Consider the following 25,177-nt stretch of genomic DNA (forward strand, 5'->3'; position numbering starts at 1 on the left):
GAGAAACGGGCCGCAGCCTAATGTGGTAACTGCAGGAAAGGGACAAAGCCGACCAGGGCAAGCATGGCCAGTGCCGGCTGCCGCCAGCCCGCACCGGACAGCTGGCGCCCGCGCCAGACATAGCTCACGCAGAGAAAGGCGTTGCCGGCGATGAGGCAGAGCAGCCAGCCGATGAGGCCCAAAGCGGGGACAAGCAGGACGCTCAAGAGGGCGATCAGCGTCCAATGGACGGCGTTCATCGCAGCGCGGAAACGCTGCGCACCGGCCGACGTGAGCAACACCCCCCAGGACGAGGCAAAGAAACGTACGAAAAACAGCAGGCCGAACCACGGCAACACCGCGGCCAGCGCCATGTACTGCAAACCGAACAGCAGCCGCACGAGCGGATCGGCCAGGCCGCACAGCGCCAGGCCAAAGAACAGGCCGAACCCGACAAAAGCCCACTGCACGCGGGACGATTCGCGGCGCAAGCTGGCACCCTGGTCCGAGGCCCCGGCCGCCGCAGCTGCTCGGGGCAGGAAGACGTTGGCCAGGACGCTGGCCGCCTGAGCGCCGCCGTTGAAAAGGCGCATGCCGGCCTGATACAGGCCCACAGCGGCCGGTCCGACAAAATGGTTGAGTGCCACGCTATCCACCTGGCCCAACAGGCTCTGCAAGCCGAAATCGACGGCATATGACCGGGTGGTGCGGATGCGTGCCCAGGCCGCTGCCGGTGAGGCAGGCCGCAACTCGGCGAAGTACCGGCGCTGCGCCAGCCAGGTCACGAACAGCACGGCAACGCGGGACGCTAGAAAGGCCGACGCGGCCGCCAGCGGCGTGGCCCGCCACAGCAACAACAGGGCCACGATAGCGAATTGGAGCAGCACGGCCAGCAACGCGATGCGCGTCTCCTGACCAAATCGGTTGGTGGCACGGAAGCCGACATTCAGGAATTCGGTCAACGCATCTGCCAGCTGCGCCCCCAGCAACAACAGGAAAACGCCACGACTGTCAGCCTGCAGAAGCGGCAGGCCCAACAGCGCCACCACCGCCACCAGCAGGGTCAGCAGCAACTTGGCGGACAGCACCTCGCCCATGACCAGGCTCGCCCGCTCCGGGGTCGCGCCGATCTCACGAAGCACGTAGGGCGTGAGCCCGTAGTTCGCCACCAGCGCGAGGAGGGTCGCCACAGAGAGCCAGAGCATGACGACTCCGAACTGCGCAGGCCCCAGCATCCGCGCCATGACGACGAAGGTCAGCATGCCGAAGCCGAGGCGCATGGCGGTGCTGGTTCCCATCAGGGCTAGGTTGCGAACAATAGACATGCAATGGCAATGCAGCGCCTGGACGCCGCTGGCAAAAACAGGGGAGCCGGATGCGCCGGCAGGACTCAGCCGATGTGATCCACACCAGCGATGCGACCACGTACGGCCACAGGAACGGCAGTGAGCAATTCGGTCGAAAACTGGTCCTGCAACGCATAAGCTGCGGCGGTGTCTCGGTCGATGGACGAGACGCGGAACAACAGGCCGTCAGGGATCACCCCCCGAAAGCCGTAGCGCATCTCGGCGATCTTCTTGTCGGTGCCGCCGCGAACAGCGGTTTCTCCGATGACTGTCCAGTAGGTGACCGGCTCGTAGCGCTGCTCACCGAGTACCGTTTCCAGACGCCGCGCCGGGATGACGAGACCAGCCAACTGCAGATCGACCTTGCGGTTGCTGGCAAGGCGGAATCCTTGTGCGGGATAGCAGATCTCTGGGTAATGCAGTTGCAGCCCGTCGCGCTGGTCGTTGCCGTACGCAATCGAGAGCATCACGCGCTGCCCCTGGCTGTTGACGTAGGTGCGGGTGAGGATCTGGCTGTAGAGCCGCTTGAGCAGTTCTTCCTGCTGCGGGTTGACGATGCCGCCGACAGCGGTCGTGTCAAGCTGCCAGTCACCGAACGCCTTCGGGACAGCGGTATCGAGGTTGAAGTCGCCATGGACCGCCGACAAGCGCTGCGTCGGCGTAAGCTGCCAGGCGACCACTGCCGAGACGCCCATCAACACGGTAGCAAGAGCAGCGCGGCGGGTCTGACGCCCTGCGGGATTAGTTGGGCTCTCGGCATGGCCCGCAGCGTCGGCAATATGGGTCATGCAGCCCCCCTTGCACCCGAACGGCGCGCACCCACGCGCAACAAGCTATCGGTAGCGATGATGAGCATCAGCGCGCTCAAGAAGAGCACCATGCCGGCGAAACCATGGAGAAAGCCCTGCCCCGCTGCATCACCGAAGTAGTAGGTGATCAATGTCAGTGCGCAGACTCGAATGACGTTGGCCGCGAAGCTGATGGGCACGATGAGCACCGCCAACGTGATGTTGCGAAACACCGAAGAGTGACGCACCAGATTGAGATAAAGAAGCCCCAGCGCCTCAAGCGTGAAGAGCGTGTGCAAGCCCGCACAGGCATCGGCCACCAGCAGCTGATAGGGCCCGATCTGCAGAATGACGCCGCTGCGGCTGATCGGAAAGCCCAGCGCATGGAGCAGGTTCTCCGCCGCGTAGGAGACTGCCATCTTCATGGGCTGCGTGAGCGCATCGACCAGCGCCCCCGGCAACGGAATCATGAAGAGCATGAAGAAGATCGCAAAGGCAATGGCCCGCAATTGCACCGGTCCGCGCAGCAACAGCACCAGACCACAGACAACGAAGATGGATGATCCGACCTCGAAGATCCAGATGCCCTGCGACCGGCCAATGGCGTAGCACAAGGCAGCGAACACCAACAGCGCCCAGGCCAGCAACGGCCTGGGCGATGACGACCGCGCGTCCATGACGTCGTGCCAGCGCCGATAGATCAGCCAGACGCTGATGCCAAGAACGATAGGACCATGCCCCTGCGAATCGGAAGCCCAGATGGAGCCGAACAGGCTGATCAACGTGGGCACGTAAAGGACGAGCACGCCCACGCCCGCCAAGAGCCAGGGGACAAGCGCCGTGTGGCTGTCGCGCGCCGGAACCATCGGGGCTTCCAAGGCTGGCACTTCAGTGCTCGTTCATGACCACGCCTGCCAGTTCGGTGGGCGTATTGCCCAACGCACCGACGAGCCCCTGCAGCGCCGCGACACGCGTGACGCCCTTGCGTGCCAGCGCAAGCGCGGCACCGCAGCGGGCGGCGATGACGGCGTAGTCCGCGCCATGTACAGCTGCCGGCGTATCGACAATGACGTGATCGAACTTGGTCACCAGTTCACGCATCAGCAGCGCAAACGCCGGGCGCTCGACCAGCTCGGTCGGATTGGGCGGCAGCGTGCCGACCGGCATGACAAACAGGCTGGGCAGGTCGCGCACCGGGCGGATGACGTTGGTCTCGGAACGGCCGGACAGGATGCCCGACAGGCCGGAACTGTTGTCGAGCCCAAATATCTCGTGCTGTCGGGGGCTGCGCATGTCGGCGTCCACCAGCAACGTACGACCACCCAGCTGGCTGAAGGCGATGGCAAGGTTGGCAGCGAAGAAAGTCTTGCCGTCCCGCTTGTCTGGGCTGATGACAGCCACGGCGCGCCGGGGGGCGTCCGCCGAATACAGCTTCATGTTGATCTGGCTGCGCAGAACGCGAAAGGCTTCCGCCTGGTCGCTGAAGGGCTTGGCTGCCAGCACCAGTTCGTCGCTAGGCGCAGGGCCAGTGCCCGCCGCGTAGGGATAGTGGAACTGCTGGCTGAGTGCCCAGAGCACATCCTCACCCTTGGCCAAGCCCAGGGAGACGGCGGCCTCGCCGAAACGCAGGCCGTGGCTCTTCTGGTGCGCCAGGATGCGCTCGACCTGATCGGCTGTGAGTTTGTTGGCCTCGGCAATGATGTCGCCGATGGCACGGTCGTGCAGGGCCGCGGGACGGACGTCTTCGGCAGAGTGGCTGCTCATTTGGTGTTGCATGGTCGGTTCGTCAGGCGGCTTTGGGGGAAGACGTGTGCCCCAGCAGCCGCTGGCCCTGGACGCCGTCGGCGGCACCGGCGGAACGCTTGCTGTTGGCACCGGGCAAAACGCCGATGACGGCCAGGCCAAGCAATTCGCGGACGTCGTCGATCTCGCGGACACGGCGGTCACGCAGTTCGGTCGCCATGACCACACCCACCGCCAGCAAGCCGCCGACAAAAATGCCCAGCGCGATATTGAGCGGGATCTTGGGGAACGACGGATCGATCGGAGGCGCCGCCGAGGTCAGCAGGCTGGCGTTGCTGGACGTAGCCTGGCTTTCGATGCTGGTCACCGACTGCCGCTGCATGATGTTGTCGTAGTTGCGCTGGGCGTTCTCGATGTCGCGCGTGATGACAGCGCCCTCGTCACGAACCTGCTTCAGACGCAGCACTCGCGCGCGCTGCGCTTCCACCTCGGCACGCAATTGCGCTTCCCGCTGGCGGCTGATGTTGCCGTTGACGTTGACGCCGACCGTGAGGCGCTTGACTTCAGCGTCGATGCGCTGGCGGAGTTCGTTGATGTTGGCCTGCAACTCGACGACCTGGGGATTCTTGTCGCCAAGACGCGCGCTGATCTCCTGCAGCCGGGCCTCGGAGCGGGACAGATCGGCACGCAGCGCGGCGACCACAGGATGGCTGGTGATCTCCTGCAGCTTGTCCCCAGAGCCGGAATTGGCCTGGACCTGGCGGCTGCTCGCCTCGGCGGACAACGACTGCGTCAGGACCAACTGGCTGGTCAGCTCGGTGAGGCGCTGGTTTTCGACGTCCATGCGCTCATCCGTCATGATGAAGCCGTTTTCGTTCTGGAAGGCACTGAGCTTGTTCTGCGCCTTTTCCAGCTCCTCACGGGCCTGCTTGGCCCGAACATCGAAGAAGTTGCTGTATTGCTTGGCGGGATCAGTGCGCAGTTCGACCGCCGTCTCCAGGTATGCCTGAACAAAAGCATTGGCGAGCCCCGCCGCGAAGCGCGGATCGGCGGCCTTGTAGGACACGTTGATGACGCTGCTCTCGCGCCCCGGCTTGACGTCCAGGTCCTTCTGCAGGCGGTCCACCAGCCAGCTTTCGATGTCGCCCTCGCCGTTCTTGTCGTTCTGGAATTGCTCACGGAACTGCGGCACCTCGGTGAGCTTGAGGGCGCGCACGACCCGGCGGCCAACCCGGTCGCTCTGCAGGATGTCGATCTGGGTGGCGATGACGCCGGGCGTCATCAGAGACTGATAGGCGATAGCTGACAAGGGGTCAGGCTTGACGTCGACAACGACGCTAGCGACCGCCGTGTAGCGCTTGGGCAGCACAAAGCTCAGCACCACGGCAGGGATCAGCACCCCCAACATGACGGCGAAGAACATGCGCTTGCGCGCCACCAGGATGGATAGAAATTGGCGAAAAGTCATGCTGGGCCTTTGCAATCAGAACAGGCTTTCCTTGACGTAGACGACATCGCCGTCCTTGACGGCGTCGTCCATCGTCGGCTGCACGACCTGAACCTTGCCATCGGCACCCTTGCGGTGCACACGGATGCCTCGCTCGGTGCCACGTTGGTTCAGGCCACCGCCAGAGGCCAGCACCTGCATCACCGTCATGCCGCGCTCCAGGCGCATCGGGCCGGGGCGCTGCACCTCGCCGTAGATGTAGACCATGGGCGCGCGGTCGACCCACAGCACGTCGCCGTTCTGGATCAGCACGTCGTTGGCGCGGTTCTGATCGGCGGCGAAGACGCTGGGCAGGTCGACTTCCAGGCGATAAGGCTTGCCGTCTCGTGTACCGGTCAGCACGACGACGTCGCCGCCCGACGTTGCGACACCGCCGGCATTGGCCAGCAGGTCGGTCAGGCGCATGTCGGTCGTCTCGATGGGGAAGCGACCCGGACGGTTGACCTGGCCCAGCACGCTGGCCTGGTTGCCCTTGACCTGCAGCAGCACCAACGTGACCTGGGGCTGCTTGACGAAATTGCCGTTCTTGAGGCCGTCGGCGATGAGCTTCTCGGCAGCGCCGACGCCCAGGCCGCCGATGCGCACGTTGCCCAGCAGCGGGAAGCTGACGATGCCGGTTTCCGAGACCCGCGTTTCCAGCGTCAGGTCGGGGTTCTGGTAGACGACGATGCGGATGACGTCGCCGGCACCAAGGCGGTATTCAGGTGAGGTCGCAGCCGCAGCGGCCGGGGCACCAGCCTGGGCCTGCGCGCCCAGCGCAGCCAGTCCCAGTGCGGCGGCGAGGATCAGTCGGGAGAGTCGCATCGTGATCATTTCAAGCCCATGCCCTTGGAGACGGAAGCAGGATCCAGGCCACTGGCGGCCGGCGCGGGCGAGGCGGCCTCGGAAGGTGCCGGAGCCGGCGCGCTGGCCGCAGGCTCGGCGAACTTGCCGACGTATTCGATCTTGGAGCTGTCTCGCAGCGCCTTCAGGTCCTTCTGCACGAGCTCGGTCTTGCGCTGATTGATCAGGAAGGCCTCGATGGCCGGGCGCGCGCGCGCCTCATCGACCGGCTGGCTGCGCGAGCCGACGAGGAAGAGCACGGTCAGGCCATTGGGCGCCGGGCTGACGACGGAGTCGCCGTCCTTCATGCGGGCGATGGCGTCCACGCTGGCCAGCGGCAACTGCTCGGCGGCGCGCACGGCCTGGCTGCCGTTGAAGCGGAAGTCGTTGGCCTTCAGGTAGTCGGCGAACTCGTTCAGGCTCTTGGCACCGGCCAGCTTGGCGCGCAGCGCGTCGAACTGCTCGGGTTTGGCCTCGATCTGCAGTTCCTGCAGGCTGTAGATGCGGCGGTCCTTGAAGAGGGCCGGCTTCTCGTTGTAGTACTTGGTGATCTCGTCGTTGGTCGGCTTGGCGACGGACTCGCCGACACGGTCGACGTAGGCGCGGGCGATGATCTCCCGCTTGGCGGCCTCGATCTGCTGCACGACGCGCGGGTCGCGGTCGAGCTTCTGCTCCTCGGCCTTCTGGACGGCAAGTTCCTGGTCGATCAGGCGCTCCAGCACCTGGCGGCTGGCGGCCTCGGCCTGCTCCGGCTTGAGGCCGGGCTGGCGTTGCAGCACGAAGTTGATCTGGTGGACGGTGATCTCTTCCTTGTTGACCTTGGCTGCCGTCTGGGACGCCTTGTCGCCCTTGTCACCACCGCAGGCCGCGAGCACCGCGGCGGCTGCGACAGCGGCGAGCAGCGAGACACGCATGTTGATCAGTCGCTTTGCCATCTTTTCGAGGTCCTTGTTGTGTGTAGAAGGCCGTCCGGCCCCGGGTTAACGATCAGTGTAGCGGCGCGATATGTCGCTTCTATGGGGGCCTTGTCCCGTTAAAAAGTCGGCCCCAACCGGCGGTTAGAGCCAATTCAAGGGACAAGTTCCCGCACCCCCACGTTCTTGGGGGATGGCGCCGCCAGAGCGCTGAAACGACGACGGCCGGGCAGTGCCGACCGTCAGGGTGAGGTCAGGCCGCCGCTCCCGCGGGGCCGATCAGACCGGATCAGGTCAGCACTTGATGCCGGCGTGCAGCGCGACGATGCCGGCGCTGAGGTTGTGCACGTCCACGTGGCCGAAGCCGGCCGTCTTCATCATGGCCTTCAGCGTGGCCTGGTCGGGGTGCATGCGGATGGATTCGGCCAGGTACTTGTAGCTTTCGGCGTCGCCCGCGAACAGCGAGCCCAGCCTGGGCAGAATGTTGAAGGAGTACCAGTCGTAGGGCTTGCGCAGCGGTTCGGCGATCCTGGAGAACTCCAGCACCAGCAACCGGCCGCCCGGCTTGAGCACCCGGCACATCTCGGCCAGTGCCAGGTCCTTGTGCGTCATGTTGCGCAGGCCGAAGGCGACGCTGACGAGGTCGAAGCTCTCGCTCTTGAACGGCAGCTTCTCGGCGTCGGCCAGGCTGGTGGGCAGGATCAGGCCTTCGTCCAGCAGCCGGTCGCGGCCCTGGCGCAGCATGGCCTCGTTGATGTCGGTGTGGACGACGACGCCCGTCTCGCCGACCTTGCGGGCGAAGGCGCGCGACAGGTCGCCCGTGCCGCCGGCGATGTCCAGCGCCCGCTCGCCCGGCTTCAGGTTGGCGACCTGCAGCGTGTAGGCCTTCCAGGCCCGGTGCAGGCCGGCCGACATCAGGTCGTTCATCAGGTCGTACTTGGACGCGACCGAGTCGAAGACGCCGCGGACCTTGCTGGCCTTCTCGTTCTCGTCGACCTGCTGGAAACCGAAGTGCGTTTGGCTCATGGAAATCAGTGTGAGTGGCAGTTGCCGCCGGCCTTGACCGGCATGGCGTCGTCGCGGCTCTTGCCGGCGGCGGCAAGGCGGGCCTCGTAGTCGCGCCACAGCGCGTCCTGCTGGCTGCCGAGCTTGTAGAGGTAGTCCCAGGTGAACAGCCCACTGGCGTGGCCGTCGGAGAACTCCGGCCGCACCGCGTAGTGGCCCACCGGCTCCAGGCCGGTGACGACGACGTCGCGCTTGCCGGTCTGAAGCACCTCCTGGCCCGGGCCGTGGCCCATGACCTCGGCCGACGGGCTGTAGACGCGCATCAGCTCGAACGGGATGCGGAAACGCGCGCCGTCGTCGAAGGCGACTTCCAGCGCGCGGGACTGCTGGTGAACGGTGATTTCGGTGGGCTGCGCCATCCCGCAAGTGTCCCTCAGAACGACTGGTAGGCCGGGAGTTGGCCGTCCTTTGGCTTGACCTGCGTGAACCGCGCGGCCAGGCGCGACTGCACGCTGACGGGCAGCGGCGCAAAGCCGGTGCCGCGGGTCAGGTCGTCACCGTTCATGAAGCACCAGTACAGGAACTTCAGCGCACCCAGCGCCCTGGCGCCGGTGGCGGGCTCGGCGTCGACAAGGACGAAGCTGGTCAGCGTGATCGGCCAGGCGTCGTTGCCGGGGCGGTTCAGCAGCGTGGCGAGGTCGTCGCCCTGGCGGTACATGTCGCTCTCCAGGATCGCCGCACGGAAGCCGCCTTCCGTGGGCAGCACGAAGCGGCCCGACGCATTGCGCAGCTTCACGGCCACCAGCTTGTCGCGCAACACGCGGTCGAAGGAGACGTAGGCGATGGTCCCGGGCGTCGCGCGCAGCGCCTGCACCATGCCGTCGTTGCCTTCTGCCCGGGTCGGCTCGCCGGGCCAGGCGGGCGCCTGGCTGGCGCCGACCTCGTCCTTGAAGCGGGCCGACGCGCCGGCCAGAAAGCGGCTGAAGCCGTCGCTGGTGCCGGACTTCTCGGCGCGCACGACACGCTTGATGGCCCAGGCCGGCAGGCCCACGCCCGGGTTCAGCGCCACGATGCGCGCATCGTTCCAGGTTTTCACGCGGCCCTGGAAGATGTCGGCCAGCAGTTCGCCGTCCAGTTGCAGCGGCGCGGCCAGGCCCGGCAGGTTGACGACCGGCACGACGCCGCCCACCAGCATCGGGATCTGCACCAGATGCTGCCTGGCAAGCTCGGCGACCGGCAGCGGCGCGTCGGTGCCGCCGAAGTCCACCTGGCGGGCGGCGATCTGCTTGATGCCGTCGCCCGAGCCGGTGCCCTTGTAGGCGACGGCGCTGCCGCCAGCCTTCTCGAAGGCCTTGGCCCAGGTGTCGTAGACCTTGGACGGGAACGTGGCACCCTGCCCTCGCACGGGTTGGGCGGTGGCGGCGAAGGCCAGCAGCAGGGAGGCCGGGACGGCCAGCGCCAGGCGCTTGAAAACGGACATGACCAGGGACCGGAAACTTGGTGAAAACCCGCAATCATGCCCTGTGCCTTCCAGCCCTTGCCAGGGCGGGGCGCTCTAATCCTGTGTTTCCACGGCCGTATCCCCGCCCTCATGCCTCGCCTGAACCGCCACCGCCTGGCCCTTGCAGCGACCCTGCTCGGCCTGGCCGCCGCCCCTGCCACCGCCCTCGACCTGGGCGGCCTGTCCAAGGACATCCGGCCCTGCGACGATTTCTATGCCTTCGTCAACGCCAACTGGGACGCCGCGACCGAGCTGCCCGCCAGCCGCGCCCGCATCAGCAGCTTCGACCAGCTGCGCCAGGCCAATGACGAGCTGCTGAACAAGGCGCTGCAGGAACTGGCCGAGAAGCCGGCCCTGCAGACGACGCCCGGGCTGCGGCTCATCGCCGCCTACTACGCCAGCGGCATGGACGAAGCAGCCATCGAGGTGCGCGGCCTGACGTCGGTCACGCCGCTGCTCAACCGCATCGACGCGCTGCAGCGCCGCGAAGACCTGCCCACGCTGCTCGCGCTGCTGGCGCGCAGCAGCGTGGCCGCGCCGCTGGCCTACTCGGTGCAGCCCGACCGCAAGGACACGCGCCGCAACGTGCTCGCGCTCGGCCAGTCCGGCCTGGGACTGCCGGACCGGGACGACTATTTCCGCAGCGACGAGCGCACGCGCGGTGTGGTCGCCGCCTACCGCACGTTCGCAAGGACGCTGCTGGAAACCGCCGGCCGCCCGGTGGATGACGCCGGCCTGGACGCGCTGATGGCCTTCGAGACCCAGCTCGCCGAAGCCTCGCGCGAACGTGCGCAGATGCGCGACCCCAACGCCAGCTACAACGCCATGACGCCGGCCGAACTGGCCACCGCTGCGCCGGGGCTGGACTGGCCCGCCTACCTCGCCGTGCTGACCGCCGGCGCCAAGCTGCCGCAGCGCCTACTCGTCGGCCAGCCGGCCTTCGCGGCGCGTGTCGCCCGGCTCGCGGCCGAGACACCGCTGGAGGTCTGGCGCAGCTACCTCGCGCTGCGCGTGCTGGACACCGCCGCGCCGCGCCTGCCCAAGGCGTTCGCCAACGCCGCCTTCGAGTACCGCGGCAAGGCCCTGCTCGGCCTGCAGGCACCGCCGCCGCGCAACGAGGACGTCATCCTGCAGATCGGCGGCCGCACCGGCACCGAGCCCGTGTCGATGGCGCTGGGCGAGCTGTTCGTCGCCCGCGCGTTCTCGCCCGAGGCACAACGGCGCTCGCTGGCGCTGGTGGAGGACATCCGCGCCAGCATGAAGGAGCGCATCGAGAAGCTGGACTGGATGACGCCGCCCACCAAGGCCAAGGCACTGGAGAAGCTGGCCCGCATGCAACCGCTGATCGGCGCCCCCGACAAATGGCCACAGTACGAAGGCCTGCAGCTGACCACCAACGACTACGCCGGCAACTGGCTCAAGGTCGCGCTGTGGCACAGCGGCCAGCAGATGAAGGACCTGGACGCGCCGGTGGAGCGCGGCCGCTGGCGCACCAGCCCGCACATCGTCAACGCCTTCGCCGGCGGCCTGAACCAGATCACCTTCCCGGCCGGCATCCTGCAGCCGCCGTTCTTCGACGCCAAGGCCGACGACGCGAGCAACTACGGCGGCATCGGCATGGTCATCGGCCACGAGATCACGCACCACTTCGACGACAGCGGGCGCAACTTCGACGCCGGCGGCTCGCTGACCGACTGGTGGACGCCCGCGGATGCGGCCGGCTACAAGGCGCGCGCCGACAAGGTGGCAGCCCTCTACGCCGCGATCTCGCCACTGCCGGGCTACAACCTCGACGGCCGGATGACGCTGGGCGAGAACATCTCCGACATGTCGGGCCTGCCGATCGCCTACGAAGGCCTGCAGCGGGCGCTGAAGCGCAACGGCGGCGCCGAGAAGAAGATCGACGGCTACACGCCGGCGCAGCGCTTCTTCATCAGCAACGCGCTGATCTGGCGCGCCAAGGTGCGCACGGAGTTCCTCATCAACCAGATCCGCACCGACAACCACTCGCCGGCCCCGTACCGCGTGCTGACGCCGATGAGCAACTCGGCCTACTTCGCGCAGGCGTTCTCGTGCAAGGCGGGGAGCGCGATGGTGGCGAAAGATCCGGTCACGGTGTGGTGACAGGCGCGTTGAGCTGAAGATGCATACGGGGCGGCGATGCCCCGTTTTCCCTTGTGTTGCTCTTGCGTGGCAGGGCGTCTGCCCGATGCATTGCCGGGAGTCCCGCCCGGCGGCGGGGTAACTTTCTTCTGTCTTGCCAGAAGAAAGTCACCAAAGAAGAGGCGCTGAATCCGCACCCCAGGGCCCTGGCGGGCTTTGCATCACCACATGTCCAGAAGCGAACCGCTTCGCTCTCGCGTCTGACTTGTGAACACAGGCGCTCACCGCCCCATCAGCCCGTCCGACGCGCGGCTGCACGCCGTGCTCAGCAGAACAGCCGAATGCAGCGCCGCCCGGGCGGCGCGGCTGTTCAGTATTCATGCCGCCTAGCGCCGGCGTGCAGCCGCGCGATTAGCGGGGTGCCGGTCCGGGCTGTGGCGCTCGGCACAAGTGGTGGGCGAGAGCGCAGCGGCTCGCGTGCGGGCATGTCTCGCTTCGAGCTTGCGAGCGCGGCTTCCCGCTCGAATGCGGATTGCATTGGCGCCTCTCTTTTGGTGACTTCTCTCTGCCGCGACAGAGAAACGTTACCCGCCCTCGCCGGGCGGACTCCGGCGGCACGGCACCGAGTCGAAAGGCTCGCCCACAAAAAAACTGTCAACGCCGCCGCGCCACCACCAACGCCCCCAGCGCCGCCACAGCCCCGAGCGCAGGCACCGCCCGCCACCCAATCGATGCCAGCAGCGCCGATCCGAGCGCCGCGCCGCTGGCCATGCCGACGAACATCACGCTCACCAGCACCGCGTTCAGCCGGCTGCGCGACGCGGCGTCCAGGCTGTAGACCACGCTCTGATGCGACACCAGCGCGGCCTGCACGCCGAGGTCGAACACCACGGCCACCGCCACCAGCAGCCACAACGACGCCGGCGCCACCGCCTCCGCGGCGAACGCGATGAACACCAGCAGCGCGCCGACACGGATGACCGCCTGCGGCCCGCGCCTGTCCGCAATGCCGCCGGCAAGCGGCGCCGCCAGCGCCCCGGCCGCACCGGCCAGCCCGAACGCGCCGGCCACCGCGCTGCCCTGGCCGAACTCGGGGCCCGCCAGCACCAGCGCCAGCGTCGACCAGAACGCGCTGAAGGCCACCGACAGCAGCCCCTGCGCCAGCGCCGCGCGGCGCAGCGGCGCGTGCCTCATCCACAGCCCCGCCATCGACGCCAGCAGCGAGCCATAGCTGCCCGACGCCGCCGGCACGAAGCGCGGCAGGCCACGCCACAGCAGCGGAATCAGCAGCGCCACGGCCACCGCCGCGGCGCCGTACACCGCCCGCCAGCCGGCCAGAGCCGCCAGCGACCCGGACGCCACCCGCGACAGCAGGATGCCCAGCAGCAGCCCGGTCATGACCTGCCCGACCCGCTTGCCGCGCTCGGCCTCGGGTGCCAGTGTGGCGGCGGCGGGCACGAGGTCCTGCGCCAGCGTCGCCATCAGGCCGATGGCCACGCTCGCCACGCACAGCGCCGCGAACCCCGGCGCCAGCGCTGCGAAGCCCAAGGCACCGACCAGCGCCGCAGCCTTGACGACGATGATGCGTCGCCGGTCGTACCGGTCTCCCAGCGGCGACAGCAGCAGGATGGCTGCGGCATAGCCCAGCTGCGTCAGCGTGGGCAGCAGGCCGATGGCGGCGCTGCCGACACCCAACTCCGTCGACAGCAGACCCAGCAGCGGCTGCACGTAGTAGATGGAAGCGACGGCCAGGCCGGTGGCGGTGGCAAGCAGCAGCGTCAGCGCGGGGCTGAGCGGCGTGGTGGCGGGTAGAGAGGCGGGTGTTGACTGCATGTGCCCGCAGTGTCGCGGCTCGCACGCAACCTTGCCGGCCCGGGCTTATCCTGCCGCCATGACCGATGACGACCTGCTGCGCTACTCCCGCCACCTGCTGCTCGACGAGATCGGCATCGAAGGCCAGCAGCGCCTGCTAGATGCGCAGGCACTTGTCGTCGGTGCCGGTGGCCTCGGCTCGCCGGTGGCGCTGTACCTCGCGTCGGCCGGCGTCGGCCGCATCACGCTGGTCGACCACGACACCGTGTCGCTGACCAACCTGCAGCGCCAGATCGCGCACGACATGGGCAGCCTGGACCACCTCAAGGTCGAGTCTGCCGCCGCCCGCATGGCCGCGCTGAACCCGGGCGTGCAGGTGCGTGCCCTGGCCCGCAAGGCCGACGCCGCGCTGCTGGACGAGGAAGTGCCGCGTGTGGACGTCGTCATCGACTGCACCGACAACTTCGCCACCCGTCACCTCGTCAACGCCGCCTGCGTGCGCCACGGCAAGCCGCTCGTCTCCGGCGCGGCCATCGGCTTCGACGGCCAGATCAGCGTCTACGACAGTCGCTCGGGTGAGCAGCCCTGCTATGCCTGCCTGTTCCCGCCCGAGTCCGGCTTCGAAGACGCGGCCTGTTCGACGATGGGCGTGTTCGCCCCGCTCGTCGGCATCGTCGGCAGCGTGCAGGCCGCCGAGGCGCTCAAGCTGCTGGCCGGCATCGGCGAGCCGCTGGCCGGCCGGCTGCTGATGCTGGACGGCCGGCGCATGCAGTGGAGCGAGATCGCGATGCAGCGCGACCCGCAGTGCTCGGTATGCGCTGGATGAAATCCGGCGAATGCCTGGCAATGGGGCACAAAATCCAGCCCGAAAGTCCACAGAATCCCGCCCGCCCATGAAGCCCACCGACGTCCCGACACGCAACTTCCCGACCGCCAAGGAAGAGTGCCACAACCTGCCGCCCCACCCCAAGTACGACGGCCCCGGCAGTGCCTATGAGCTGGCCTTCAAGGACGAGAGCTTCCTGCTGCGCCAGGACATGCGCGCCGTGCGCATGCAGCTGGAGCTGATGAAACCCGAGCTGCTGCAGGACGAACAGGGCGTGAAGTCCACCATCGTCATCTTCGGCAGCGCGCGCATCCCGTCCGCCGACGCGGCCGCGGCTCTCGTCAGCGCGGCCGAAGCCAGCGGCGATGCCGCACAGCTGCGCGTCGCGCGCAGCAAGCTCGCGATGAGCCGCTACTACGAGGAGGCGCGCCGCTTCGCGCAGATCGTGACGACCGCCTGTGCACAGCGCGGCAGGCCCGTCGTCATCGCCACCGGCGGCGGCCCCGGCATCATGGAAGCCGGCAACCGCGGCGCCTACGAGATGGGCGGCAAGAGCGTGGGGCTGAACATCGTGCTGCCGCACGAGCAGTACCCCAACCCCTACATCACGCCGGAGCTGTGCTTCCGCTTCCACTACTTCGGCCTGCGCAAGATGCACTTCCTGATGCGCTCGGTCGCGCTGGTGTGCTTCCCCGGCGGCTTCGGCACGCTGGACGAACTCTTCGAGACGCTGACGTTGATCCAGACCGGCAAGAGCCGCCGCCGCCCCATCCTGCTGTTCGGGCGCGAGTTCTGGACCAAGCTCCTCAACGTCGACCTGCTGCTGGAGACCGGCATGATCAGCCCGGGCGACGAGCAGCTTTTCCACTACGTCGAGACCGCCGAGGAAGCCTGGGCAGTGCTCGAAGCCGAGCCTGAGCTTTCCAACATCAACACGCCATGACCAAGCTCCGCAACGTCTCCCTCATCGGCGCGCCCACGGACGTCGGCGCCGGCGCCCGCGGCGCCAGCATGGGCCCCGAAGCCATCCGCGTGGCCGGCCTCAGCGAGGCGTTGCGCGGCCGCGGTGTCGACGTGCTGGACCGCGGCAACCTCGTCGGCCCGGCCAACCCCTGGCTGCCGCCGGTGGACGGCTACCGCCACCTCGACGAGGTCGTCGCGTGGAACCGCATCGTCCACGACGCCGTCTACAGCGAGCTCAAGACCGGCCGCATGCCCATCCTGCTGGGCGGCGACCACTGCCTGGGCCTGGGCTCCATCGCCGCCGTGGCCCACCACTGCCGCGACGTCGGCAAGAAGCTGCGCGTGCTCTGGCTCGACGCGCATGCCGACTTCAACACCAGCGCCCTCACCCCCAGCGGCAACATCCACGGCATGCCGGTGGCCTGCCTGAGCGGCTTCGGCCCGCAGGCGCTGATCGAGATCGGCGGCCATGTGCCCGCCATCAGCCCGAAATGGGTGCGCCAGATCGGCATCCGCAGCGTCGACGAGGGCGAACGCGCCTTCGTGCACGAGCAAGACCTGGAAGTCTTCGACATGCGCTTCATCGACGAGATGGGCATGCGCCACACGATGGAGCTGGCCCTCGCAACGCTGGACGACAACACCCACCTGCACGTCAGCTTCGACGTCGACTTCCTCGACCCCGTCATGGCGCCCGGCGTGGGCACCACCGTGCCGGGCGGCCCCACCTACCGCGAGGCGCATCTCTGCATGGAGATGATCAACGACACCGGCCGCCTCGCGTCGCTGGACGTCATGGAGCTGAACCCGGCGCTGGACGAGCGCAACAAGACGGCCCTCGTTGCCGTGGACCTCATCGAGTCGCTGTTCGGCAAGAGCACCCTGATGCGGAAGTGAGTTTTCCCGTCGCGCGCGGCATGGCACCTCGGGTGGCACCGTTAGAGTGCCGGAGATGAAGCCCCCACGCTCGCTCCGCTCCCAGCCCCTCGAGGGCGTGCCTCCGTGCCTTCGGGCGGCCAGGCGGCACTGACATGGACGCCACGCCCTACCTGCTGGTCCAGCTCAGCGACACCCACATCACCCACCCCGGCCGGCTGATCTCCGGCCGCGTCGACACCGCCGCCGCGCTGCGCCACGCCGTCGAGCGCGTGCTGCAGCTCCAGCCCCGCCCCGTCGCCGTGCTGATCAGCGGCGACCTCGTTGATGCAGGCCACCCGGCCGAGTACGCGCAGCTGCGCGAGCTGTTACAGCCATTGATCGACGCCGCCCTGCCGCTGGCGCTGGCGCCCGGCAACCACGACGCCCGTGCGCCGTTGCAGGCGGCCTTTGCCGGCCTGCCTGGCGTGCACTGCGGCGAACCCGGTGCAACAGCCATCCAATACGCGCTGGACCTGCCCGGCCCGCTGCGCCTCGTCGTGCTCGACAGCCTGCAGGATGGCCGCCCCGACGGCGGCCTGGACGACGCCAGGCTCGTCGACACGCACGCGCTGCTGTCCGCCCGGCCTGGCGTGCCGACAGTCGTAGCGCTGCACCACCCGCCGCACGCGACCGGCCTGGCCGTCATGGACACGATGTCGCTGCAGCGGGGCCTCGCCGGCTTCGAGGCGCTGATTGCGAGCCACCCGCAGGTGCAGCGCGTCGTCTGCGGCCATCTGCACCGGATGACGCTGGGCCGCATCGCGCATGCAAGCGTCGTCAGCGCCCCTTCCACGGCCCACCAGATCGCTCTGCAACTCGCCCCCGATGCCCCGCTCGGCCTGGCACTGGAAGTGCCCGGCTGGCTCGTCCACGCCTGGGGGCCGGGCCTCGCGCTGTGCACCCATCTCGCTCAAGCGGGTCACCCCGAACTGATCCAGGATCTCTGAGCACCGGTTGTCGACGACCGGTTGGCGGCCATACACCTCGGCCAGATAGCTGTGAAGCAGCCCAGCTTGCGAGCCACTGACAAGCACGGCGCAACCGCGCTGAACGGCGAAGTTTCGTGACCGAATGAAGTAGAAGACGGCAAGCAATCGATTGTTTCCACATGTGAACCTGCATTCGGCGCACCATTTCGTTGATCCAGCAACTTCGGGATGCCGCCATGCAAGTCCTTCTCCGCGCCATGCGCATCGGCAATCGCCTCGGCGCCGCATTCGGCGCGCTGCTGCTGTCGCTATGTGCCGTCGCCGCATTCGGCACCTGGCAGATGTCCAAGGTCAACGCCAACGTCGTCGACCTCGACACCAACTGGCTGCCCAGTGTCGAAGCACTGGGGCAGATGCAGCAGTTGGCCAGCGAAGTGCGGCGTACGGCGCTGCTGGCCGTCGTCGAGCTCGACGCGGGCAACAAGGCCAGGGCCGCCGACCAGCACCAGGCGGCAGCGCAAGACTTTCTCGCCAAGGCCAGGGCGTACGAGGCCATGATCTCGTCGCCCGAGGAGCAGCAGCTCTACAAGGACATCCGCGCCGGCTGGGACGCATTCCTGGCGGCGGACACGCTGGTCATGCAGGCAGCCAATGGCGGCGATGCCCAGTTCCAGGCTGCGCGAGAGCTGGCCTCAGGGTCGTCGGCAACGCTCTACGCCAGGCTGAAGGAGTCCATTGCCAAGGACGTGAAGTTGAATCGCGACGGGGGTGCGCAGGCCGGGCGTGACGCCGCCGCGTCCTACCAGCGCGCGCTGTGGGTGAACATCAGCGTGGCCGCCGCAGCAGTGCTGGCAGGCCTGCTGCTGGCCATGCAGGTCACGATCTCCATCGTCCGGCCGATCGCCAAGGCCGTCGCGACCGCCCGCGAGGTGGCCGACGGCAACCTGACGGGCACGATCGACGACAACGGTCATGATGAACCCGCCGAGCTGCTGTATGCCATGGCGCAGATGGTCCAGCAGCTCGGCGCGCTGGTCAGCCAGGTGCGCGACTGCAGCGACAGCATCGCCACGGGTTCGGGCGAAATCGCCTCGGGCAGCGCCGATCTCTCACAGCGCACGGAGCAGCAGGCCGCCAGCCTGGAAGAAACGGCGGCATCGATGGAGCAGATGAACGCCACCGTGCGCCAGAACGCCGATGCCGCCCAGATGGCCGGCCAGCTCGCCGACACGGCCAGCGGCGTGGCCGCACGCGGCGGCGACATGGTGCGACAGGTCATCGCCACGATGGGCGACATCTCGGCCAGCTCAAAGAAGATCGCCGACATCATCGGCACCATCGATGGCATCGCCTTCCAGACCAACATCCTGGCGCTGAACGCAGCGGTCGAGGCGGCTCGCGCCGGGGAACAGGGCCGGGGATTTGCCGTCGTTGCCGGTGAGGTTCGCACGCTGGCCCAGCGCAGTGCCCAGGCGGCGCGCGAGATCAAGGCGCTGATCGGCCAGAGCGTGGACAACGTCGCCGAGGGTGCGCGCATGGTCGACAACACTGGCGAAACGATGACCGAGATCGTCGTCCAGTTCAAGCGCGTGGCGGACCTGATCGGCGAGATCGGCTCGGCTACCAAGGAACAGTCCAGCGGCATCAGCCAGGTCAGCGGCGCCGTGGCCCAGCTCGACCAGGTCACGCAGCAGAATGCCGCCCTCGTGGAGGAGAGCGCGGCGGCGGCGGAGAGCCTGCGGTCGCGGGCCCAGCAGCTGGAGACCGTCGTGGGCCGGTTCAAGGTCGCCAGGAGCGCTCGGTAGTTCCGCCGACCGGCGGATCGTTGAGGCTCGAAGGGAATGGAAACCAGCCCGCACGGGTAGTGCAGGCATGCATCAAACCCTGTTCGCCCTCGCGCTGCTCGCCGCAGCGCAACTCACCCAGGCCGCCGACGCCACCCGCGGCCAGGCCCTTTACCAAGCGCGCTGTGCCGCCTGCCATTCGCCGGATTTCAACGGCGTGGGCCCGGCCCACCGCGGCGTGTTCGGGCGGCTGGCGGGCACGGCCAAGGGCTATGCCGGCTACTCGGCGGCACTGAAGAAGTCGGGCCTCACCTGGAACGAGGCCAACCTCGACCGCTGGCTGGCCGACCCCGAGGCGCTGGTGCCCGGCCAGGCCATGGGCATCAGCGTGCCCGACGCGGGTGAACGCGCCGACGTCATCGCCTTCCTGCGCACGCTGGCCAAGGCCAAGGAATAAATCGGCGCACCGGCCGGTATGTCTGCAGGTCACCACTTCCTGCGAGCGAACGCCATGCAGCGACGCGACTTCCTCCACCTCGCCGGCCTCGGCGGCGGCGCCATCTTCTCGGCCTCGCTCGCCGGCTGCGCGACGGCCGGCCGGCCCCGGGACGAGTTCTATTTCGTGCAGCTCTCCGACACGCACTGGGGCTTCCAGGGCGCCCCCAACCCGGACGCGCGCGGCACGCTGCCCAAGGCCGTCGCAGCTGTCAACGCGCTGCCCAAGCCGCCGGACTTCATCGTCTTCACCGGCGACCTGACTCACACCACCGACGACCCCGCCGAGCGCCGCCGCCGCATGGCCGAGTTCAAGCAGATCGTCGGCGAGTTGAAGGTCAAGGCCGTGCGCTTCATGCCCGGCGAGCACGACGCGTCACTCGACCGCGGCGCGGCCTTCAAGGAACTGTTCGGCGACACCTACTACCGCTTCGACCACAAGGGCGTGCACTTCATCGCGCTGGACAACGTGTCCGACCGCGGCACCAGCCTCGGCGCCGAGCAGCTCGCCTGGATGCAGGCCGAACTCGCCAAGCTGGACCCCGACGCGCCCCTTGTCGTGCTGGCCCACCGGCCGCTGTTCCCGCTGGTGCCCAAATGGGACTGGCACACGCGCGACGGCGAGCAGGCGCTGGCCCTGCTGATGCCGCACAGGAACGTGACCGTCTTCTACGGCCACATCCACCAGGAACACCACCAGATGACGGGCCACATCGCCCACCACTCGGCACGCTCGCTGATGTTTCCGCTGCCCGCGCCCGGCACGGCCGACAAGCCCGTGGCCTTGCCGTGGGACCCGGCTGCGCCCTACCGCGGCCTGGGCTGGCGCGAGGTGGAGGCGGGCGGCAAGGACATCGAGCGCATCGAGCATGGAGTCAACGCCGCATGAAGCGCCGACACGTCCTGCTGCTTGGCGCCGCGGCCACCGGCGCCGCGCTGACCAGCACCCGCGCCCAGGCCCCGCGCGAGATCGAGATCACCGCCCAGCGCTTCAGGTTCACGCCCAACGTGATCCCGCTGAAGGCCGGCGAGCCGGTCGTGCTGCTGATACGCTCCCTCGACTTCGCGCACGGCTTCTTCGTGCCCGACCTCAACCTGCGCACCGACCTCATGCCCGGCCGCGTCGTCCGCCTCGCTCTCACCCCCAAGGCACCGGGGGAGATCGCCTTCCTGTGCGACAACTTCTGTGGCGACGGGCACGAGGGTATGGACGGGCACTTCGACGTCACATGACCGACGCGCGCCGCTTCGAGGCCACGGTGCTGCCGCTGCTCGACACGGCGCACAACCTGGCGCGCTGGCTGCTGCGCGATGCGGCGGCGGCCGAGGATGCCGTGCAGGAGGCTGCGCTGCGCGCCTTCCGCTACTTCGGCTCGCTACGCGCGGGCGAGGACGCCAAGCCCTGGTTCCTCGGCATCGTGCGCAACGCCTGCTTCACGGCGCTGGCCCGCGAGCGCGGCCGGGCCGACGTGACGCTGCTGGACGAGGACGGCTGGGAGCAGCTCGAGGCCCGTTCGCCCAGCCCCGGGCCCGATCCGCTCGCAGCCCTGGGCGCGCGGCGCGAGCAGGTGCTCGTCGACGCCGCGTTGCGTCAGCTCACCCCGCCGATGCGCGAGGTCATCGTGCTGCGTGAACTCGAAGGCCTGGATTACCGCGACATCGCCCACATCGCCGGCATCCCCATCGGCACCGTGATGTCGCGGTTGTCGCGCGCCCGCACCCAACTCAAGCGCCAGCTCAGCCTGGCCGGACTGCCCTGATCACCAAGATGGAAGACGACGACCTCACCCGCCTGCTGCAGCAGCACGCCAGCCGCCACCCGGCTGGCGAAGGACTGCGCGCCAAGGTGCGCACACAGCTGACGCTGCAGGCCGCTGCGCAGGAGACGCCGCCGGTGCGTCCGCGCTGGCGCGAGCGCTTCGCCGTGCTGGCGCGCATCCACCCGGCCTTCGCCGGCGCCGGCGGCCTCGCGGCAGGCGTCGCGCTGACGCTGGCGGTCATGCTGATCGCGCCGCGGTTCACGCCCGACGGTCCCTTGCCTGACGAGCTGGTCGCCGCCCATGTGCGCGCTCTGCAGGTCGGCCCGCTGTACGAGGTCGCGTCCAGCGACCGTCACACGGTCAAGCCCTGGTTCCAGGGCCGGCTGGACTACGCGCCCACGGTGCTGGACGGCCCGCTGCGCGAGCAGGGCTTCACCCTGCTCGGCGGCCGCATGCAGGCCGTGCAGGGCCGGCCGACGGCCGTACTGGCCTACCAGGTCCGGCTGCACAAGATCGACCTCTACCAGTGGCCGATGGAGCGCGGCGGCGCGCCCGAGAGGCTGCAGCGCCGCGGCTTCAACCTTGTGCGCTGGAGTGACGGCGCGATGCAGTTCTGGGCCGTGTCCGACGTGGACGGCGCCGAGCTGGAGCGCTTCGCCGCAGCCTGGCGCACGGCCGCCGCAGCGCATTGACGTGGCTCAGGCCTTGGGGATCAGCCCGTTCTTCTTGACCACGGCGCCGATCTTCTCGGGTTCGCGCAGCACCTGGCGGTAGATCCAGCGGTAGTGGTCATCGGCCCAGAACTGCATGACCTCGCGCGCCTTCAGCTCGCCCAGCAGGCGCTGGTCGGCGCGGTATTCGAGGTAGACGACGAGCAGGTGCTCGTAGTTGCCATCCGCGCTGTCGGAGCCGTCGGGGTAGCCGACCGGGATCTTCGGGAAGAGGCGGCGCAGCGCCGCGGTGGCCGCCGCGGTCTGCTCCGGGTGGGCTGCCAGGAACCAGTGCATCTGCTCATGCACATAGGTCGACAGCAGCAGCTCGTCGTCGCGCAGGTGGCGGGTGTGCAGCGTCAGCACCGGGTGGCTGTGCGGGATCTCGTCCTGGTCGACGACGATGTCGCGCGTGACCGTCCAGCGCGACAGATCATGGGCCTGCAGCAGCCGCTGCAACTGGGCTACGGTCTGCTTCTCGGCTTCGCTGTCGTGCGCGGTGCGCAGGCTCAGCTCGGCGGCCGGGCTGGCCAGGGCGGCCAGCAGCAACAAGCCGCCAAGCAAGGAGGTACGAGCCATCGCGTCAGAACTTGTAGCTCAGCCCCACGGTCAGGTAGCGGCCGACCGCGCCCTCCTGATGCAGCGACGGGTTGTAGTGCGCGCCGCCCGACGACACGCCACCACCCGTGGAGCCCGACGCGAACGCGTCGATGGGCGCCGCGCGGTCGAACAGGTTGGCGATCGACGCGCGCAGGCTCAGGGCCTCGCTGATCTGCCAGCTGCCGCTGAGGTTGAAGGTCGTGAACGAGGGCACGTGGCACAGCGGCGAGCCACCGGCCGGCAGGCCGTTGGGGAAGATGGTCGACAGCGCCGAGGCGCAGTCCGGCAGGTTGTAACTGGCGTCCTCCACGCGCATGCCGCTGATGTAGTTCAGCGTACCGGTCAGCTCCACCGGGCCGCGCGCCCAGGTCAGCGCCAGCGCGCCACGGTCCTTGGGCGTGCCGGTATTGGTGGACACGAAGCTGGGCCCGTGCGTGCCCGCCAGCTCGTAGATCTGGCCCGGGCCGCGGTCGATGGTGTAGCGGATCATGTGCGTCCACTGCAGCTGCGGCGTGAACTGGCCCCAGGCACCACCGTCGAGCTTCACGCGCAGGTCCAGGTCGATGCCGTTGGTGCGCGCGCTGCCCAGATTGATGAAGGGGTAGGTGCCGTAGAGGATGGTGTCGTCCGGCCCCGTTGGCGCGGCGTTGGGCGTCGTCGGGCTGTTCACGCGGTAGAGCTTGGTGCCGTAGGCCGCCGGGTCGTCGATCTGGTACTGGCCGAACAGGCCGACCGACACGATCTGGTCGCTGATCTTGATGTCGTAGTAGTCTAGCGACAGGTTGAACATCGGCCCCGGCTCGAACACCAGGCCCAGCGTGTAGCTCTTGCTCTTCTCGGGGTGCAGGTCCTTGCCCGGCAGCTGCAGCTGCGTGCCGCCCACGCCGATGTCGCAGGGCTGGCCGGGTTTGACGAGGTTGCACAGCGCCGTGTCCAGCAGCGGCGGCAGGTAGCCGGCGCTCGACCCGGACGTGCCGATCTCCACCGGGTTGGGTGCGCGAAAGCCGCCCGCGTAGGTGCCGCGCAGCGTCAGCTCGCGCAGCGGCAGGAACTTGAAGCCGAGCTTGGGCGTGACCGACGAGCCATAGGTGTCGTAGTGGTCCACGCGAGCCGCGGCGTCCACCTCCAGCTGTTTCGTGAGCGGCGCGGCCAGCTCCACGTAGGCGGCCGTGATGGTCTGCTTGCCGACGCCGAAGGCGTAGATGTTGCTGGCCTGCGCGCCGTTGGCGAAGCCGTCGGGGAAGCGTTCGTCCAGCGAGCGCTTCGTGAACTCCAGGCCCGTGCCCAGCGCGAGGTTGCCGCCGCCCAGCTTCATCAGGTCGCGGCTGGCGCGCAGGGAGATGAAGTTCAGCGTATTGGTCGACGTGGAGCGGCCCTCGGGCGTCAGCGAGGCCAGCACGTCAGCGGTGTTCTTGCCGCCGATGACGTACTTGCCGCTGTTCAGCGCGGCCTGCAGCGCCGGCAGGCTGATGAAGTTGCGCATCGTCAGTTCGGTGGCCACGCGGGTCAGGCCGAGGGCCGCCTGCACGTCCCAGCCGGCCCAGCCGCCCGACAGCTCGGCGACGAAGCGCGTGGAGCGCGTGGCCGTGCGCGAGCGCTGCGCCGGCAGGTCGCCGAACTCCTGGTCCACGGGGTTGCCGGTGGCAGGGTCGATGACGTTGGTGCCGTTCAGCGCGGTGGGCGTGGGCAGCGGGTGGTCGGGGCCGAAGACGAAGGTCGTGATGCCGCCCGACGGCGACACGCTGTTCAGCAGGCCCACCTGCGTGGCCGAGCTGCCCAGCACCGAGCCGGCCATCGACAGCGTCCAGTCCTGCGGCAGCAGGGCCGTGAACTTGCCGAGCACGCTGTAGTTGCGCGTCTCGGGTGCCACCTGCAGTTCGGGGTTGGCGGTCAGGCCCAGGTCCGCGCCGCCGTAGCGGGTCCAGTCCGAGCCGCCCAGCGCCGGGCGGTCGCTCAGCAGGATGGCGCGCTGGCGGCGCGCGCTGACGGCCACGTAGCCGGCCATGCCGTCGCGGTCCAAGTCGCCGAAGCCACGCACGCCCGCGAGCTTGACGCTCTGGCCGTCTCCACGGCTGGAGCTGCCCAGCTCGGCATGCAGGGCGCCGCCCTGCTGGCTGCGCTTGAGGATGACGTTGACGACGCCGGCCATCGCGTCGGAGCCGTAGATGGCCGAGGCGCCGTCCTTCAGCACCTCCACGCGCTCGACCGCGTCGACCGGGATGGAGGCGATGTCGACGAAGTCGCGCTGTCCGTCGTCGGGTAGCGGGTACGGTGCCATGCGGTGGCCGTCGATCAGCACCAGCGTGGCGCCGACCGTCATGCCGCGCAGCGAGATGCCCGAGCCGCCGGCCCCGAAGGCGCCCGGCGTGGCCTGGCCCAGCGAGCCCATGTTGTTGGCCGACAGGTGCTGCAGCACCTCGCCCAGCGTGCTGTAGCCGGTGCGGGCGATGTCGGCCGCGGTGAGCTTCTGCACCGGGCTGGGCGTCTCGCCGTCGGTGCGGCGGATGTTGGAGCCGGTGACCGTCACGCGGGCCAGCGTGGCCTTGTCGGCACCCTGGCCGTCGCCCGCCGCGCCGTCACCGCTGGTGGCCTGGGCCCAGAGGGCCGGGGAGAAACAGGTCAGCAGGGCAGCCGCCAGAGGCAGCAGGGGCGAACGGGCAATGGTGTTCACG

At 68.6% G+C, this 25,177-nt stretch carries 24 protein-coding genes; 11 read left to right on the forward strand and 13 right to left on the reverse strand.

Annotation, left to right across the window (positions count from 1 at the left end; genetic code table 11):
* Positions 1 to 17: 17 nt before the first annotated feature.
* The 10 genes from ACG04R_RS12595 to pstS form a co-directional block, all read right to left on the reverse strand.
* Complete coding sequence (locus ACG04R_RS12595; protein ID WP_394410517.1) at positions 18 to 1,304, reverse strand: oligosaccharide flippase family protein; 1,287 nt, start codon at positions 1,302 to 1,304, stop codon at positions 18 to 20.
* A gap of 65 nt (positions 1,305 to 1,369) precedes the next feature.
* A complete protein-coding gene (epsI, locus tag ACG04R_RS12600; protein ID WP_394410521.1) occupies positions 1,370 to 2,113 on the reverse strand; it encodes an exosortase-associated protein EpsI, B-type in 744 nt (247 codons plus the stop codon).
* A complete protein-coding gene (xrtB, locus tag ACG04R_RS12605) occupies positions 2,110 to 3,000 on the reverse strand; it encodes an exosortase B (protein ID WP_394410524.1) in 891 nt (296 codons plus the stop codon). Before xrtB ends, epsI begins: the two co-directional genes overlap by 4 nt.
* Before the next feature lies 1 nt (position 3,001).
* Positions 3,002 to 3,877, reverse strand: a complete 876-nt coding sequence (locus ACG04R_RS12610) for a polysaccharide biosynthesis tyrosine autokinase (RefSeq protein WP_394410527.1) — start codon at positions 3,875 to 3,877, stop codon at positions 3,002 to 3,004.
* A 22-nt stretch (positions 3,878 to 3,899) separates the two neighbouring features.
* The gene (gene epsF, locus ACG04R_RS12615) at positions 3,900 to 5,324 is read right to left on the reverse strand and encodes a chain length determinant protein EpsF (protein ID WP_394410530.1); all 1,425 of its coding nucleotides are present in this window, start codon (positions 5,322 to 5,324) and stop codon (positions 3,900 to 3,902) included.
* Between the two features lie 15 nt (positions 5,325 to 5,339).
* Complete coding sequence (gene epsE, locus ACG04R_RS12620) at positions 5,340 to 6,167, reverse strand: polysaccharide export protein EpsE (protein WP_394410533.1); 828 nt, start codon at positions 6,165 to 6,167, stop codon at positions 5,340 to 5,342.
* Between the two features lie 5 nt (positions 6,168 to 6,172).
* Positions 6,173 to 7,120 carry an EpsD family peptidyl-prolyl cis-trans isomerase gene (locus tag ACG04R_RS12625; RefSeq protein ID WP_394410536.1) on the reverse strand — a complete coding sequence of 316 codons (948 nt, stop codon included), beginning with the start codon at positions 7,118 to 7,120 and terminating at the stop codon, positions 6,173 to 6,175.
* A gap of 273 nt (positions 7,121 to 7,393) precedes the next feature.
* Positions 7,394 to 8,125 carry a bifunctional demethylmenaquinone methyltransferase/2-methoxy-6-polyprenyl-1,4-benzoquinol methylase UbiE gene (gene ubiE, locus ACG04R_RS12630; RefSeq protein WP_394410539.1) on the reverse strand — a complete coding sequence of 244 codons (732 nt, stop codon included), beginning with the start codon at positions 8,123 to 8,125 and terminating at the stop codon, positions 7,394 to 7,396.
* 5 nt (positions 8,126 to 8,130) lie between these two features.
* Positions 8,131 to 8,523, reverse strand: a complete 393-nt coding sequence (locus tag ACG04R_RS12635) for a gamma-butyrobetaine hydroxylase family protein (RefSeq protein WP_394410542.1) — start codon at positions 8,521 to 8,523, stop codon at positions 8,131 to 8,133.
* 14 nt (positions 8,524 to 8,537) lie between these two features.
* A complete protein-coding gene (pstS, locus tag ACG04R_RS12640; protein ID WP_394410546.1) occupies positions 8,538 to 9,584 on the reverse strand; it encodes a phosphate ABC transporter substrate-binding protein PstS in 1,047 nt (348 codons plus the stop codon).
* A gap of 111 nt (positions 9,585 to 9,695) precedes the next feature.
* On the opposite strand from pstS, the gene ACG04R_RS12645 reads away from it, so the two are divergent.
* Entirely contained in the window at positions 9,696 to 11,729 is a 2,034-nt protein-coding gene (locus tag ACG04R_RS12645; protein ID WP_394410550.1) for a M13 family metallopeptidase, read from the forward strand.
* 633 nt (positions 11,730 to 12,362) lie between these two features.
* Here ACG04R_RS12645 and ACG04R_RS12650 read toward each other — a convergent pair.
* Complete coding sequence (locus tag ACG04R_RS12650) at positions 12,363 to 13,541, reverse strand: MFS transporter (protein WP_394410553.1); 1,179 nt, start codon at positions 13,539 to 13,541, stop codon at positions 12,363 to 12,365.
* 58 nt (positions 13,542 to 13,599) lie between these two features.
* Between ACG04R_RS12650 and ACG04R_RS12655 the strand changes: the two genes are divergently transcribed.
* From ACG04R_RS12655 to ACG04R_RS12700, 10 genes are all read left to right on the forward strand, one after another.
* The gene (locus ACG04R_RS12655; RefSeq protein ID WP_394410556.1) at positions 13,600 to 14,346 is read left to right on the forward strand and encodes a HesA/MoeB/ThiF family protein; all 747 of its coding nucleotides are present in this window, start codon (positions 13,600 to 13,602) and stop codon (positions 14,344 to 14,346) included.
* A gap of 67 nt (positions 14,347 to 14,413) precedes the next feature.
* A complete protein-coding gene (locus ACG04R_RS12660; RefSeq protein WP_394410559.1) occupies positions 14,414 to 15,289 on the forward strand; it encodes an LOG family protein in 876 nt (291 codons plus the stop codon).
* The gene (gene rocF, locus ACG04R_RS12665; protein ID WP_394410562.1) at positions 15,286 to 16,206 is read left to right on the forward strand and encodes an arginase; all 921 of its coding nucleotides are present in this window, start codon (positions 15,286 to 15,288) and stop codon (positions 16,204 to 16,206) included. The genes ACG04R_RS12660 and rocF overlap by 4 nt, the downstream gene beginning before the upstream one ends.
* 134 nt (positions 16,207 to 16,340) lie before the next feature.
* A complete protein-coding gene (locus ACG04R_RS12670; protein ID WP_394410565.1) occupies positions 16,341 to 17,174 on the forward strand; it encodes a metallophosphoesterase in 834 nt (277 codons plus the stop codon).
* 218 nt (positions 17,175 to 17,392) lie between these two features.
* Positions 17,393 to 18,961 carry a methyl-accepting chemotaxis protein gene (locus ACG04R_RS12675; protein ID WP_394410568.1) on the forward strand — a complete coding sequence of 523 codons (1,569 nt, stop codon included), beginning with the start codon at positions 17,393 to 17,395 and terminating at the stop codon, positions 18,959 to 18,961.
* A gap of 67 nt (positions 18,962 to 19,028) precedes the next feature.
* On the forward strand, positions 19,029 to 19,397 hold the full coding sequence (locus tag ACG04R_RS12680) for a c-type cytochrome (protein WP_394410571.1): 369 nt from the start codon (positions 19,029 to 19,031) through the stop codon (positions 19,395 to 19,397).
* Between the two features lie 54 nt (positions 19,398 to 19,451).
* Positions 19,452 to 20,324, forward strand: a complete 873-nt coding sequence (locus ACG04R_RS12685) for a metallophosphoesterase family protein (protein ID WP_394410574.1) — start codon at positions 19,452 to 19,454, stop codon at positions 20,322 to 20,324.
* Complete coding sequence (locus ACG04R_RS12690) at positions 20,321 to 20,668, forward strand: cupredoxin domain-containing protein (RefSeq protein WP_394410577.1); 348 nt, start codon at positions 20,321 to 20,323, stop codon at positions 20,666 to 20,668. The genes ACG04R_RS12685 and ACG04R_RS12690 overlap by 4 nt, the downstream gene beginning before the upstream one ends.
* A complete protein-coding gene (locus ACG04R_RS12695; protein WP_394410581.1) occupies positions 20,665 to 21,195 on the forward strand; it encodes a sigma-70 family RNA polymerase sigma factor in 531 nt (176 codons plus the stop codon). The genes ACG04R_RS12690 and ACG04R_RS12695 overlap by 4 nt, the downstream gene beginning before the upstream one ends.
* Positions 21,196 to 21,203: 8 nt before the next feature.
* Complete coding sequence (locus tag ACG04R_RS12700) at positions 21,204 to 21,887, forward strand: anti-sigma factor family protein (protein WP_394410584.1); 684 nt, start codon at positions 21,204 to 21,206, stop codon at positions 21,885 to 21,887.
* A 6-nt stretch (positions 21,888 to 21,893) separates the two neighbouring features.
* Here the strand turns inward: ACG04R_RS12700 and ACG04R_RS12705 are convergent, their stop codons facing one another.
* Together ACG04R_RS12705 and ACG04R_RS12710 are read right to left on the reverse strand one after the other, a co-directional pair.
* The gene (locus ACG04R_RS12705; protein WP_394410587.1) at positions 21,894 to 22,484 is read right to left on the reverse strand and encodes a hypothetical protein; all 591 of its coding nucleotides are present in this window, start codon (positions 22,482 to 22,484) and stop codon (positions 21,894 to 21,896) included.
* Positions 22,485 to 22,488: 4 nt separating this feature from the next.
* Positions 22,489 to 25,176: a TonB-dependent receptor gene (locus ACG04R_RS12710; RefSeq protein WP_394410590.1), complete on the reverse strand. Its 2,688-nt coding sequence runs from the start codon at positions 25,174 to 25,176 to the stop codon at positions 22,489 to 22,491.
* Position 25,177: the final 1 nt, after the last annotated feature.

It is taken from the genome of Pelomonas candidula (genome assembly GCF_043555985.1).
GTDB classification, from domain to species: Bacteria; Pseudomonadota; Gammaproteobacteria; order Burkholderiales; family Burkholderiaceae_C; genus Pelomonas; species Pelomonas candidula.